The 14,410-nt window shown below is 40.1% G+C and carries 8 protein-coding genes; 3 read left to right on the top strand and 5 right to left on the bottom strand.

The annotated features are described in order from the left end of the window. Positions 1-3: 3 nt before the first annotated feature. The 5 genes from L6494_RS07565 to L6494_RS07545 form a co-directional block, all read right to left on the bottom strand. The gene (locus L6494_RS07565; RefSeq protein WP_330911072.1) at positions 4-1,911 is read right to left on the bottom strand and encodes a non-ribosomal peptide synthetase; all 1,908 of its coding nucleotides are present in this window, start codon (positions 1,909-1,911) and stop codon (positions 4-6) included. A 1,391-nt stretch (positions 1,912-3,302) separates the two neighbouring features. Next, positions 3,303-4,439 (bottom strand): glycerophosphodiester phosphodiesterase, encoded by a 1,137-nt coding sequence (locus L6494_RS07560; RefSeq protein ID WP_237993339.1) that lies wholly within the window; start codon positions 4,437-4,439, stop codon positions 3,303-3,305. Between the two features lie 355 nt (positions 4,440-4,794). After that, positions 4,795-6,135: a TldD/PmbA family protein gene (locus L6494_RS07555; RefSeq protein WP_237993336.1), complete on the bottom strand. Its 1,341-nt coding sequence runs from the start codon at positions 6,133-6,135 to the stop codon at positions 4,795-4,797. 119 nt (positions 6,136-6,254) lie between these two features. Further along, positions 6,255-7,727 (bottom strand): TldD/PmbA family protein, encoded by a 1,473-nt coding sequence (locus L6494_RS07550; protein WP_237993334.1) that lies wholly within the window; start codon positions 7,725-7,727, stop codon positions 6,255-6,257. A gap of 198 nt (positions 7,728-7,925) precedes the next feature. Next, positions 7,926-9,161, bottom strand: a complete 1,236-nt coding sequence (locus L6494_RS07545; RefSeq protein ID WP_237993332.1) for a bifunctional sterol desaturase/short chain dehydrogenase — start codon at positions 9,159-9,161, stop codon at positions 7,926-7,928. 306 nt (positions 9,162-9,467) lie between these two features. Here L6494_RS07545 and L6494_RS07540 point away from each other — a divergent pair, with 306 nt between their 5' ends. From L6494_RS07540 to L6494_RS07530, 3 genes are all read left to right on the top strand, one after another. Then, the gene (locus L6494_RS07540; RefSeq protein ID WP_237993330.1) at positions 9,468-9,923 is read left to right on the top strand and encodes a MarR family winged helix-turn-helix transcriptional regulator; all 456 of its coding nucleotides are present in this window, start codon (positions 9,468-9,470) and stop codon (positions 9,921-9,923) included. 78 nt (positions 9,924-10,001) lie between these two features. Continuing rightward, on the top strand, positions 10,002-13,337 hold the full coding sequence (locus L6494_RS07535) for an EAL domain-containing protein (protein ID WP_237993318.1): 3,336 nt from the start codon (positions 10,002-10,004) through the stop codon (positions 13,335-13,337). Between the two features lie 75 nt (positions 13,338-13,412). Next, positions 13,413-14,339 carry a carbohydrate ABC transporter permease gene (locus L6494_RS07530; RefSeq protein WP_237993316.1) on the top strand — a complete coding sequence of 309 codons (927 nt, stop codon included), beginning with the start codon at positions 13,413-13,415 and terminating at the stop codon, positions 14,337-14,339. Positions 14,340-14,410 lie beyond the last annotated feature (71 nt).

Genomic DNA, 14,410 nt, shown 5'->3' with positions numbered 1-14,410 from the left:
TTTTTAAACACCAATTGGACTATAACGACGACGGGCAGAAGCGGCTGCTTGCTGGCGTTGGGCGCGATTTTGCAGCTTGTTGTAAGACTGTTGACTATCTTTTTCAGCGTTCAAATACTTAGCTAACCCAGCAATTGTGGGATACTGAAATAGTTTCACTACTGATAAGTCAATTCCTAATTTTTGTTGTATTTGTAGAGCCACCTGCATGATTAAGGTTGAAGTTGCACCCAAATCAAAAAAGTTATCATCAATACCTACTGGCTCAATTTTGAGTAAATCAGACCAAATACTTGCTAACTGGCGTTGTAAATCAGTTTGGGGTGCAACATACACCTGTTCTAATTGGGGACGTTCTTGACTAGGATCTGGCAATTTATGTCTATCTACCTTGCCATTAGCATTTAAAGGCAAGGATTCTAAGACTACAAATGCCGATGGCAGCATATATTCTGGTAATTGCTGTTGCAGGAAGCTACGTATTGTTTCTTGTCTGTATGTACTGTGTTGATGCGGCACAATATAGGCTACTAATCTCTTTTCGCCTGTTCTATCCTGACGAGCCAAAACGATATTTTCCCGCACATGAGGATGTTGAGCAATCTCTCTTTCAATCTCTCCTAACTCAATACGGAAACCACGAATTTTCACCTGGTTGTCAATTCGTCCAAGAAATTCAATATTGCCATCGGGTAGATAACGAGCTAAGTCTCCTGTTTTGTAAAGGCGCGCCTCTAAATCTCTACTGAAGTGATTGGGGATAAATTTCTCTTTGGTTAATTCTGGACGATTTAGATAACCACGCGCCAAACCGTCGCCACCAATGTATAACTCACCTGTCGCTCCCATTGTTACTAGTTGCAGGTTGTGATCTAATATATATACCTGGGTATTAGCAATTGGGCGACCAATAGGGATTGAAACATTTGGATTGATTGGTTCTGTGATGTGATAGCAGCAGGTAAAAGTTGTATTCTCTGTAGGTCCATAACCATTAATTAATTGACAATTTTCTACTGTCTGGAGAAATTTCTGCACATGGGGAACAGATAAAACATCACCACCGGCTAACAGTTGACGCAAAGGTTTTAAACCATGAATATTTTCATCTACCATTAAATGAAATAAACCAGCTGTTAACCATAGTGTTGTTACTTGATATTGCTGAATAACTTGTCCTAATTCATTTAAAGATGGGGTGTTGCTTGGATATATTACTAATCGTCCACCGTTGAGTAAGCAACCCCAAATTTCAAAGGTAGAGGCATCAAAGGATATAGGCGCAAGTTGTAAAAATACTTCAGTGTTAGTAAAGCTAATATAATTAGTTTCTTTGACTAACCGGACTACACCACGATGAACAACACTCACACCCTTGGGTTGACCTGTAGAACCAGAGGTGTACATAACATAGGCTAAGTTCTCAGGCTTGACGCTAGTATTGGGTTTCTCTGATGTCTGTTGGTTGATGATTTCCCAGTCAGTATCGAGGCATATTACACGCGCCTCATGTTGAGGCAGTTTGTCTACTAATGCTTTTTGGGTTAATATTACGGAGATTTGTGTATCTGTCAGCATGAAAGCTAGCCGTTCTTGTGGATAGGCTGGAGATAGTGGTACATAAGCTCCGCCGGCTTTGAGGATGCCCAATAGTCCTACTACCATTTCTAAGGATGAATCTATGCAGATACCTACTAGTGTTTCTGCTCCTACTCCCAAGGTTTGCAGATATTGTGCTACTTGATTGGCTCGATGATTTAATTGTTGGTAGGTCAGATGTTGTTCCTGAAACACAACTGCAATTGCATCAGGGGTATATTCTACCTGTTCCTCAAATAACTGATGTATAGATTTATCTCGGGAATAATTTTTTTGAGTATCATTCCAGTTTAGAAACAATTGCTTTTGCATAAAGGAATATGACCTAATTTTTTATAATGAAGAGTAATCCTAGTAATCGCCTAAAATCAGCAAGCGAAAATAGCTCAACTACCTTAAAAGAGGAAACAAAGCCTAAACAAGTATTTACAAGATATATCTGCATTAACCATACAGATATCTAAGTAAGCAATTATTAAAACTTACTTACGAATTTTAATTAACTCTTGGGATGAAGGATTGTATCTTAGAGTTACTAACTCACAAATTTATTCCTATGGCACAATAGGAAAAAGAAAGCAATAAAGTATTTTTATAGACTTATTGCATAATGATTTATTCATTGATTTAATTTACCCGGTTAATGAATTTCATTACCGCAACGCTAGGATCATTAACGAGGGAAAACACACAGTTTATTATGATAAAAGATGAGTAACATCCTTAATATTAATTTTTAAGGTATGTATACTATTAGCGAAGTGAAATCAAAAACAAAAAAGTCTATAGAATATGCTATTCACTTACTTGTATTGTACTTTACTGGAATCATTTTACACCAATTTTCATCCTAAAAGAAGTTCAATTTTTTAGATTTAATGTTGTTTTTACGGTTTTATCTGCAAAGAAGCATCAATTCCACCAACTAATTGCAATTTTACAATAAGAAAATCAATTTTTGGGATTTTTTTTTTGAACTTTATACTAGCTTTATCGTGAATTTAGTCAATACTACATAATTTAAACTTCGTAACAATCTGAAGGATTTTGCTCTGTGAACGTTTGTTTAAAGCTAGACAGGCAAACTCGACTTACCTAGCGCAAATATTATGATATTATAAATAAAGCAGTTAGTGAATATACCAGGTGCGAAAGAATTATTTTGCCAGCTTTCCGATGATGTGCGTCAATTGTGGGAAAAGCTCAGTAGTTTAACTCTATAAGCTGTGAAACTCTAACTGGATCAAGTCCTGATAGTCAATAAAGTAGGACTGATAGTCGCCTTACTAATAGTACCGCCGTGAAGTCAAAATTCAACACCTCGGCTACCTTCCGCGAAAGATTTTCACCCTGAGCGAAGTCGTTCTCTACGAGAGGCTGCGCCAACGCGTAGCGTATTCGATAGGAGAAGAGTCAAAAATCAAAAGTTTCGTATATCAAGATTTTTGCTCATTTAAAATGGTATGTTCATTTACGCCGTGCTGTACTAGCTAATCGTCCCGTAAGTGCGGCTACTAACGCCACTTTTAGTGGATGAAGATGTGGATTTGGCGATCGCTGTTATCACTAAATCCCTCACAGAAAATCAGCGCAGCTATTACACAATAATTTCATTCCAAAGCAATTAGCCTAACCTCTGTATCTCCGTGTCTCTGTGGTAAAAAATTCCTTCTTAAACACAGAGACACAAAGAAAAAAGCTATTTAATCGTTATTCCGACGACGCAAAAACCATCCCAACAAAGGCATAATACCCAAACCCAACATAGCACTAGGCTCAGGAACTAAAGCAGAACGAACCTTAAATGCTGTATCAGGGTTATCGCTAAATACCCCATCAACACCAGTCTTGTAAAACAGTCTGTACTCTTCTTCAGGATTACCTTGTAAGTTCGCAGGTAAGAAAACATCTTCGTCACGAAATGTCCAAGCGTGAACCAACAAACCAGCTTTATGAGCATCCTTGACCAAAGTTGTAGGAGACGATAAATTACCCCCAACCCTAGGAATAATCAAGTTTTTGTTAGCACCAATTCCATCAGCATAAGTAGCAATTTCTGCTAAACCTAATGGTGTAGTTAAATCAGCATAAGTGCGAGGATCACCACTAACTGTAAAGTCATAGGGTCTACCACCACTACTAATGAGTTGGACTAAAGAAACGTTGGTTAATGTATTTAGGTCTTTTAAATTGCTAACTTCAAAAGATTGAATGTAAACTGGTGCAGTTTCATCAGTATAGCCATTAGCATTTAAAACACTGACCAAAATTTCTTCCATTGACAAGCCAATAGAATCAAAATAAGTTGGGTGTTTAGTTTCGGGATAAATACCAATAGTCCTTCCCAAGGCTGCGCTTTGTGTCTTTGCTAAATCTATAACTTCTTGCAAAGTCGGAACTTCAAACAATCCATCAAAAGCCGTGTTATCTGGACGGATAGTAGGGATTCTTTCGATCGCGCGGAGAGTTTTCAATTCAGCTAGAGTAAAATCTTCTGTAAACCAACCTGATATATTTTGCCCATCAATCACTTTGGTTGTGAAACGGTCAGCAAATTCAGGAAGGCTAGCAATATTAGTTGTTCCAGAAATCTCATTTTCATGACGTGCTACCAAAATACCATCTTTAGTGGCGACTAAATCAGGTTCAATATAGTCAGCCCCCATTTCAATAGCTAGTTGATATGCAGCTAAAGTATGCTCAGGACGATAACCGCTAGCACCTCGATGTCCAATCACAATGGGGGGTTGACCCGTTAATGTTGCTGCTAGGACTTTTTCTGTTGGCATAACAGTTATTGTAGCCATTCCCAGCAAAAATGCTCCCAAGAAATGCCGCATGATTTCTCCTCACAAGTATTTGTTTACAGATAAATGACTTAAAGTAGCTAAGTTACTTCATGAAGTTAAGCTACTGAGTAAGTTGCATTCAAAACACTTGAGTCAGATTAAAAACCAAACATTAAAATCCAATTAAACTTCCATTATGTAAGTCTTAAATTTCTTATCAAATTAAAATAACCCCGGTTTACGTGAAAAACCGAGGTTCTAGATTGCTGCTGATCTAAAATAGACCTCTTGCAAAAGTCCGAAAATTAGATGTGTCATTTTGAATAAAATGTAAAATCTTTGAGATGTTTCGCTTCGCTCAACATGACAGCTTCAGCATTTATGCAAGAGGTCTAATATTTAAATCTTACTCACCAGTAATTGAAAGTCCATCAACCCAAATTCTAGGAGCAACACCACCAGGGGTTAATTCCACTTCCTTTTCTACATAAATAATAGACTTCAAAACTTCCAAGAAATCACCAGCAACAGTTGCTGATTCAATACTCGTTTTCTCACCTTTGTTAATTAGCCAACCATCAAACGGCAAAGAAAATGAACCTTGCAAAGATTTTACACCAGCATGGAGAGCGTGTAATTCATCAACTAAAATCACATTTTCAGCAGTTTCTAAGCTCAATTCCTGCTGAGAATTTTCGGCTGCAAACACATGATAGAAATTGGGACTAACACTAACCTTTGCACCAATACTAGCATTACCTGTTGGTTGAGAATTTAACCTTTTGGCAGTGCCAGCACTGTGCAGAAAACTTGTTAAAATGCCATTTTCTATTAACTTCACTTGACGAGTTGGTGTACCTTCGCCATCAAAAGTTTCTGCACCTATATTAGCCGGGTGCAAAGAATCATCATAGACTGAAATTAAAGATGTAGCAATTTGTTTACCCAAATCTTCAGGAGTAGATAAGCTTTGTTTATCCAGAATACTTTGGGCATTAAACAAATTAGAAAACGCACCTAAAAGACTTAAAAAAGCCTCCGGGGAGAAAACTACTTGATATTTACCAGTCTTAACTTTTTCGTAGTTCAAATGACTGATAGTTTTTTCAGCAGTTTCCTTGATACAACCATCAATGTCTAAATTTTCTAACCTGCGATTGACTCTATAAGCCCCTGCGCTGCGGGGTTTTTTACCTTCTTCCTCAGTTTTACTATACAGATAAACTGAAGACACAGAAAGAGAATCTTTTCTCAAAGCACCTTCACTATTGAGATAGAACCTATCAATATCTCTTTGTGCCAAACCGTTATAAGGTACTCCTATAATTGCTGCATGAGTAGCTAATAATCCTTTTTCAGCCACTAACAGTTTTTCTATAAGTTCTGAGACAGGTGCTTGGGGTGCTTTTTCATCAAGTGTTTTCGCCAGTGGTACAGTAGCCTCTGGACTAAAATCGGGAACGTGTTCTTTAACACCAAAAAAACTAGCTTCGTAAGCAGTTTTTAAAGCCAATTCTAATCCTTGGGGATCTACATCAGTGGTGCTAGTGATACCAATTGTATTATCTTCATTCCAAACACGGACAGTCACACCAGAGCGATTTGAGGCTTTGACTTGTTTTGGCTCACCTTGGTCAACTTGCACGCTTGTTTCATCTACAGTTGAGCCATAAATGTCAAATTTTTTGATGCCAAGCTTTTCTGCATTTTCCTTGGCGTAAGTAGCGATTTCATGAATGTTGGGCATAACCAATTTTGGATTTTGGATTTGAGTTTATGTGCGTATCAGATCCCCGACTTCTTGAAGAAGTCGGGGATCTTTTGTAAGGGGATCTATTTTCTCAAAAATTGAAAATCTAAAATTCTTTAGCGTCCACCGACGGTAATAGAATCAACTTTGATGTGGGGTTGTCCTACTGTGGTGTAGATACTACCACTGACAGAACCACAGAAACCAGGGGCAATTTCCAAATCTTGGGAACACATGGAAATTTTATTCATAATTTCCTTGGCTTCACCAATGAGGGTAGCACCCTTGAGTGGCTTGGTAATTTTGCCATTTTCTATTAAATAGGCTTCATCCACACTAAAGTTAAATTGACCAGTAGCCCCAACACTACCACCGCCCATCTTTTTGCAGTAAATACCTTTATCTACAGAGGCGAATAAATCTTCTACTTTGTAGTCACCGGGGGCGATATAAGTATTACGCATCCGGCTAGCCGCAGCGAAGGTATAATTTTGACGGCGACCACTACCTGTTCTGGGGTGTGAAGTACGCCAAGAACCAGTTCTATCGGCTAGGAAGTTCTTAAGAACACCTTTTTCAATTAATAGGGTTCTTTGAGCAGGCATACCTTCGTCATCCATGTCGATTGTCCCGAAAGCATTATCTGCCCGTCCTTCATCCCAAGCTGTCAAACTTTCGTGGGCAATTTTTTCGCCTTTTTTATCGGCGAAGGGGGAAGTTTTGCGCTCGATTTGGGTAGTTTCTAATAGGTGTCCGCAGGCTTCATGGAAAATTACACCGCCAAAGTGATTCGCCATAATGATGGGGTAATTACCTGAATCTACGTAATCGGCGTAGAGCATTTTTCCAGCAGATTCGGCGATTTGCTCGGCGGATTGCTGATAGTCCCAGGTTCTCAGGAAGTTGGCATCACTGGTATTACCAGCCCGTTCACCTATAGAGGTACGATTTGCACCATCAGCACACAGTAGGTTAAAACCGACTGATTGAGTCAGGCGAATATCACGGGCAAAAGTGCCATCGCTGGCTGCAACTAATACTTCTTGCCAGTCACGGAAATAGCTAGCACGGCGGGACTGTACATGGCTGGCTTTGCGATTTAAGTAGGCAGTCCCATCAAGAAGAATTTCGCCCATTTCGCGGATAGAACTACATAGAGGTAGCCAGCCATCCTTACCGCGCTTGGTGGCGTAGTCTCTGAATAATTCGAGGTTAATTTCTGGGATGAAGGCGTTAGAGGTTGGTAGTTGTAAGCCTAAGATAGACAGACCTTTTTCTAAAGCTGCTTTTAAGCCAGAAAATGATAGATCATTGGTACTGACGTAGCAATCGGCTTTGCCACGAAATACTCTGACTCCCGCACCTGTAGATAGACTGGGTGAAATGCTGGTAATTGTATCGTCTTCTGCCAAACTACTAATGTAGTTGCGGCGTTCTAAAAATAATTCTATAAAATCAGCACCAGCAGCGCGTCCTAAACCCAGTAGGGTAGCTAAGGGTGCTTCCCAAGTTTCATCGAATCGCTCTGCTGTGGAAGAGTAATGGAGGTTGGGGAGTTGATTAGAGAGAAGTAGGGTACTTGTAAGCATGAATAGCCTCGTCTACTGGCGTTATCAGAGATTTGACTGAAAAAATCCCGGTGTGTTAACTCTAGCAAATTTAATCAAGGGACATCTTGACTAAATTTTTGGGAATAACCGTACTAGTACCGTAAAGTGTAAGTCAAAAGAAGAACCGGGGTTTTCGATTTTCGTAATTATCAGCAATCACAGGAAGATAGCTATTTTTTAACTTTTAATTGTCTTGCTAAAAATGCGGTAATATAGCCAACTGCTCACTTCTTTTACCGGAAAAAGTAAATAAGTCAGAGGATTGATAGTCACTATAATATTGCGGAAATCCCGGCGGGCTAAAAACAAAATACCACGAGCTACTTGTTGTGCTGACATGACTCCATAAGGATTAAGTTGGCTTTTAAAAGGCCCTAAAATTAATTTACGAATTATACACTCATCATCCAAGCGTTTAAGAGTTACTAGATTCCCCAAGGTGCGTTTGCTGAGTTCATAAAGTGGACTCAGTGCTGGTGATACTTCAGCCTCAGAGGTATTCACCCAGATTTCTTTAGTAGCTTTTGCTTGTGGCCCTGTTACTGTTGTTAAAAATGTATCCATCAACCGTAATACGGAAAAAGTATTGACTTCATATGAAGAGTTAATTGCTTGTGGTGTGCGGCTGTTGTAGACATTAACACCGTGGTTAATAATTAAAATATCTACTTTCTCTAAACTTGCTTTGAGTGCTGCTTCATTACCTAATTCCCAGGTAATTATTTTAAATCTATTATCAGTTGGTAATTTATCTGGGTTAGTGGTTAGTGCCACAACTTTCGCATTATGCTTGAGCAACTCTGTTGTCAAAGCTTGTCCTAATGCACCAGATGCACCGGTGATAGCGATGGTTTTACCTTTTAACGATAGTCCTGTTCCCAATATCTTATCTACTAAGGAAAATACACCACTATAGTAAGCATTGACATCATCAAAATGATGTCGCCAATGGTAAGATCGATTCACCCACCAAACAGAAGGGCTGGTTTGTAAAGGCCCTGGTAGGTGATTATAGTCTGTGTCTATTGTTCCTTGGAAATATCGTAGGGATGCACCAAACAAGAACGCGCAGGCGTAAGCAACTCCCAGCCATAACCCCATTTGCTGCGTAATGAGGGAAATTGCGGTTAATACCACTACTAGCAGGCTTGATTCTAAAATGTCATGGTAAAGCTGGGATTCTTGATAAGCTTTTAAGGAAACTATCGATAAATCCCGTCGATATACCATATGGTGCTTGTTGTGCCATTTACCTAGCCAAATGACTTTATGACACAACGCATGGTAACTGTCTCTCAGTATTTCAGCCAACAATAAGGAAAATAACCCCCAACTCGTAAATTGCAAGCCAGCATTTACCAGTAACCAATTAATTTGTAATTTTGTCCCAATTTCAGTTAAGCTCTCTAGCATTTTTGTTGCTCACCAGTTGTCTTAATCTTTTTTCATATTCTGATCAGAATAGATTAAGGGCAAGTTAGAAAGCAAACTATTATTGGGGATTGGGGATTGGGGATTGGGGATTGGGGACTGGGGAGTGGGGACTGGGGATTGGAGACTGGGGAAGCATTGAGAAATCCGGGTAAAGTCCTCCCCCGGATTTCTACGGGGTTTGGCTTAGACTGTACAATTCTCTTATGAGGATGAATTAAGCTTGAGTATCATCTGTGGAAGAATTTGATCCACGGGTGGTGATGTCATCAGGAGAATCACAGTTTCATGAAGCTCGGAAAACCTTCCCACGAATGTGCCGCCAGGGTTATGGATACAATTCCATTGTTGATGCGGTTTATCCGGGCTGATATGCGAACTCATAGTCCTGATTCTATTTCTATACCACAATTGCGATCGCTAGCATTTCTCAAGCGTCGTCCTGGTGCTTCCTTGTCTGAGGTGGCTGATCATCTTGGTGTCACCTGTGCTACTGCATCCACTACAATCGAACGGCTAGTACAACGCTTACTGGTGCAACGAACTGATAATCCTCAAGAACGGCGGCGAATAGTTCTGAATTTAACACCAGAAGGAAAGCATCTGTTGGAGCAATCCCAAGCAAAAACTCGCGCTCATATCGCTGAAATTTTACAGGATCTCACACCAGAACAAATATCACAAATTGAACACGGTTTGACTCTCCTCAAAAATGTCTTTGAGCAAACAGAACTCTCTCCGTGATCTTAATATGTTAAGTACGATGATGGGATGGGCATGATAACAATGACAGGTTAAGAACTTTTACATACTATTGCACGAATGTTCATATCATCCACTGCTTTGACAGAAGCTGATCTGGAATCTGCCATCGTTCGTAACCCACTGATAGTTTCGCCAGATACATCGGTGGTAGTGGCGATCGCCCAAATGAGTGGGATTCGTGCTGTATGTTCATCTTCCAAAAAGGCAGATACTGAACTTGCAGCCCTATACCTAGAAGCGCGTTCGAGTTACGTGTTGATTGTAGAAGGCAATCAGTTATTAGGCATTTTTACAGAACGTGACGTAGTTCGTCTCAGTTCCCAAAAGCGATCGCTAGAAAATCTGACAATTGCTGAGGTGATGGCACATCCAGTCATTACCTTACAGCAATCTGCATTTACTGATCTGTTTGTTGCCATCAATTTACTCCAGCAATATCACATTCGCCATTTACCACTAGTTGACGAGCAAAACCACATCGTCGGCATACTCACCCATGAAAGCTTGCGGCAATTGTCTCGCCCTATAGACTTACTACACCTCCGTGTCGTTGCCGATGTCATGACTTCTGAAGTGATTTGTGCTGCTCCCAGTGTTTCTATGCTAGCTATCACTCGCTTGATGGCAGAACATCAGGTAAGCTCGGTGGTACTTGTAGAAGAAAGATTTCAGGAGGTACAAGGTAAACTCATACAAATACCCATTGGCATTGTCACAGAGCGAGATATCGTCCAGTTTCAAGCCTTAAAACTGGATTTTGAGGACTTACAAGCACAGGTTGTCATGAGTACACCCGTGTTCTCAGTTAGTCCTCAAGACTCGCTGTGGATTGTGCAACAGATTATGCAGCAGTACTTGGTTAAAAGGTTAGTGGTGATTGGTAAGCAAGGCGAGTTGTTAGGCATCGTTACCCAGACAAGTATTCTCAAAGTCCTCAATCCTCTAGAGTTAAATCAATTAGTTGGTGTATTGGAACGTCGGGTATCTTGCTTAGAAACAGAGAAATTAGAACTGCTGCAAAATCGCAACGCTGAATTAGAGCAGGAAGTCCAAGAACGGACAGCGAAACTCAAAGCAAAAGCAGAACGAGAAAAGTTAATTGCAAATATTTCTACCCAAATTCGGTCTTCCCTGCACCTGCAAGATATTCTTGATACCACAGTCCAAGAAGTGCGATCGCTTTTAAAGTGCGATCGCGTTAACATCTGGCAATTTCAACCCGACTGGAGCATGGTTGTGGTTGCAGAATCCGTAGCCAATGGTCATATTTGTTATCTGGGACAAGAAATTTATGATTCTTGTTTCGCGGCTGATTGGGTTGAGATATATCGCCAGGAACGGATTCGAGTCGTGTCTGATATATACACGACACAGATGAGCGATTGTCACCGTCAACTACTAAAAAGCTTACAGATTAGGGCGAAAATTTTAGTCCCAATTATCAACAGTCATAAACTGTGGGGATTGTTGAATGTCGTTGAGAGCCAAGCACCGCGACAGTGGGAAGCTGAAGAAACAGCTTTATTAGAACAGCTTTCTACCCAAATGGCGATCGCTATTCAACAAGCCACGGCTTACCAGCAGCTACAAACTGAACTAGCCGAACGACAACGAACAGAAGCAGAACTGCGGCAAAGCGAACAAAGGTATGCTTCTTTAGCAGCCGCAGCTCCTGTGGGGATTTTTCGTACCGATGCTGAAGGGAATTGTCTTTACGTCAATGAACGCTGGTGCAAGCTGGCTGGCTTAACTTCTCAAACAGCCCTCAAGACTGGATGGGTAAAAAGTATTCATCCCGACGACCAAAACAAAGTTTTAATGGAGTTGTATGCTGCTGCACGAGAAAATCGTCCTTTCCAGCTAGAGTACCGATTTCAACAGCCTGATGGCACTGTTACTTGGGTATTTGGACAAGCTGTTACTGAGTTTGATATTACTGGAAAAATTACGGGATATGTTGGTACAATCACTGATATTACCGAACGAAAAGAAGCAGAAGCACAACTACTTTACAACGCCCTACATGATTCTTTAACTAACTTACCTAATCGTAACCTGCTCATGGAACGATTGGAATTAGCTATCAACCGAGCCAAGCGAATTGAAAATTATCATTTCGCTGTGTTGTTTCTCGATATGGATCGATTCAAAATTATTAATGACAGCTTGGGGCATTTAGCTGGAGATGAACTCCTAAATATGATTGCTCAGAAGCTAAAATCAAAAATTCGGGCAATGGATTTGGCAGCTCGCTTAGGTGGCGATGAGTTTGTGATTTTAGTGGAAAGTGTAGAAGGGATTGAAGAAGCAGTTGCTGTTGCCACGCGAATTTTAGCAGAATTTCAAGCTCCATTAATACTCAATGGACATGAAGTATTTATCACTACGAGCATTGGCATTGTATTAGGAACGGCAAGTTATCATCAAGCCTCAGATTTAATCCGAGATTCTGATCTTGCCATGTATCGAGCCAAGGCTCAAGGCAAAAGCTGCTATAAAATTTTTGATGCCCAGATGCACATCCAGGCAGTGACACGACTAAATTTAGAAAGTGACCTCCGAAAAGCACTGGAACGAGAAGAATTTATTGTTTACTACCAACCAATTCTTGATATCAATAGCAATCATTTAGTTGGTGTTGAAGCATTAGTGCGCTGGCAACACCCCACTCGCGGCTTCATTTCTCCCGGAGATTTTATTCCCATCGCGGAAGAAACAGGTCTGATTGTCCCTCTAGATAATTGGGTACTGCAAACAGCCTGCCAACAAATGGCAAATTGGAAACAGCAGTTTGATAGTAAATTAGCTCTCAAGGTAAGTGTAAATCTCTCAGTTCAAGATATCTGCAAAGCTACTTTAGTGAAGGATGTGGAAGAAATTCTCACTCAAGCTGGTTTAGATGGTCATTCCCTTAGCCTAGAAATTACTGAGAGTATTCTGATTGAGAATATAACTGAGACAATCATTGTATTAGAGGAATTAAAAACACTAGGCATTAAAATCAGCATTGATGATTTTGGTACTGGATATTCATCTCTCAATTATCTGCATCGATTACCTGCTGATACCTTGAAAATTGATCGCTCCTTTATTAACCACATTCAGGAAGGAACACGGAATTATCAAGTTATCAAAACCATCATTGCACTCAGTAATCAACTGGGATTGGCAGTTGTGGCAGAAGGTATTGAAATGCAGGAGCAACTTCAACGCTTAAAGCAACTTGGATGTGAATTTGGTCAAGGTTACTTATTTTCTAAACCTTTGCCTGCTCATGAAATTGAGATCCTACTGCTCAAAGAATTTGAGAAGGCAGAAGGTAATCCATCTCTGAGGGTACAGGGGGAGAAGAATTTGCTCCCTATCCAGCCAGCCGCAGAAAAACTAGAATAGCTGATACTATTTATTGTTGAAGATATGCCCCACTAGTTTGTCTCCGCAGGCTAGCTTAAATAAGCACAGCTATTTATGAAACAATTAACGCCTAAAGATTTGATAGTCATTAAACGGCGACTAACTCCTTATTTATTTTTACTACCGGCTTTAATTCTGCTGGGCTTAACTGTATTCTGGCCTGCACTGCAAGCTTTTTACCTCAGTTTTACTAGCTACGAAGACCTCAGCCTAGCACCGCAATGGATAGGTATTAAAAACTTCCTCCGTTTGTGGCAAGATGCCGTTTTTTGGAAAACTTTAGAAAACACCTTTCTCTATCTTGTAGGTGTAGTCCCAATTCTAGTTATTTTTCCTTTAGGATTGGCAATTTTAGTTAATCAAAAATTACGAGGAATTAATTGGTTTCGTGCCGCCTACTATACGCCAGTCGTTATTTCTATGGTCGTTGCCGGGATAGCTTGGAAGTGGCTATATGCAGAAAACGGTTTACTGAATCAATTCCTGAAAATGTTAGGTCTGTTCCCAGATGGTATTCCCTGGTTGACTAGTTCCGCTAAAATTTTCGGCATTGTGCCAATTACTCTAGCTAGCGTTATGGCTGTCACCATCTGGAAAGGACTAGGTTATTACATGGTGATTTATTTAGCTGGATTGCAATCAATTCCAGCAGATGTATATGAAGCTGCCGCTATTGATGGTTCAGATGGTATTCGTAAACATTGGGATATTACTGTACCTTTAATGAAGCCTTACTTAGCATTAGTCGCAGTAATTTCAGCAATTTCAGCGACGAAGGTATTTGAAGAAGTTTTTATTATGACTCAAGGTGGCCCACTTAATAGTTCTAAAACAATTGTTTATTATCTCTACGAGCAAGCCTTTAGTAATTTAGAAATTACCTATGCTTGTACAATTGGGTTGGTGCTATTTTTAATAATTTTAGGATTATCAGTTTTGCGATTAGTAATTAGTCAACCAGGGGGGGATAGTTTGGTTTGAAGGTGACAGGTGACAGGTGACAGGTGACAGGGGATTGGGAACAGGTTCTAGTTTTATAGGTGTCTTAGCTT

The organism is Nostoc sp. UHCC 0870, from assembly GCF_022063185.1.
Classification (GTDB): Bacteria; Cyanobacteriota; Cyanobacteriia; order Cyanobacteriales; family Nostocaceae; genus Trichormus.
The sequence above is the reverse complement of the archived record's forward strand: the minus strand, read 5'-3'. Positions and strand labels throughout refer to the sequence as shown.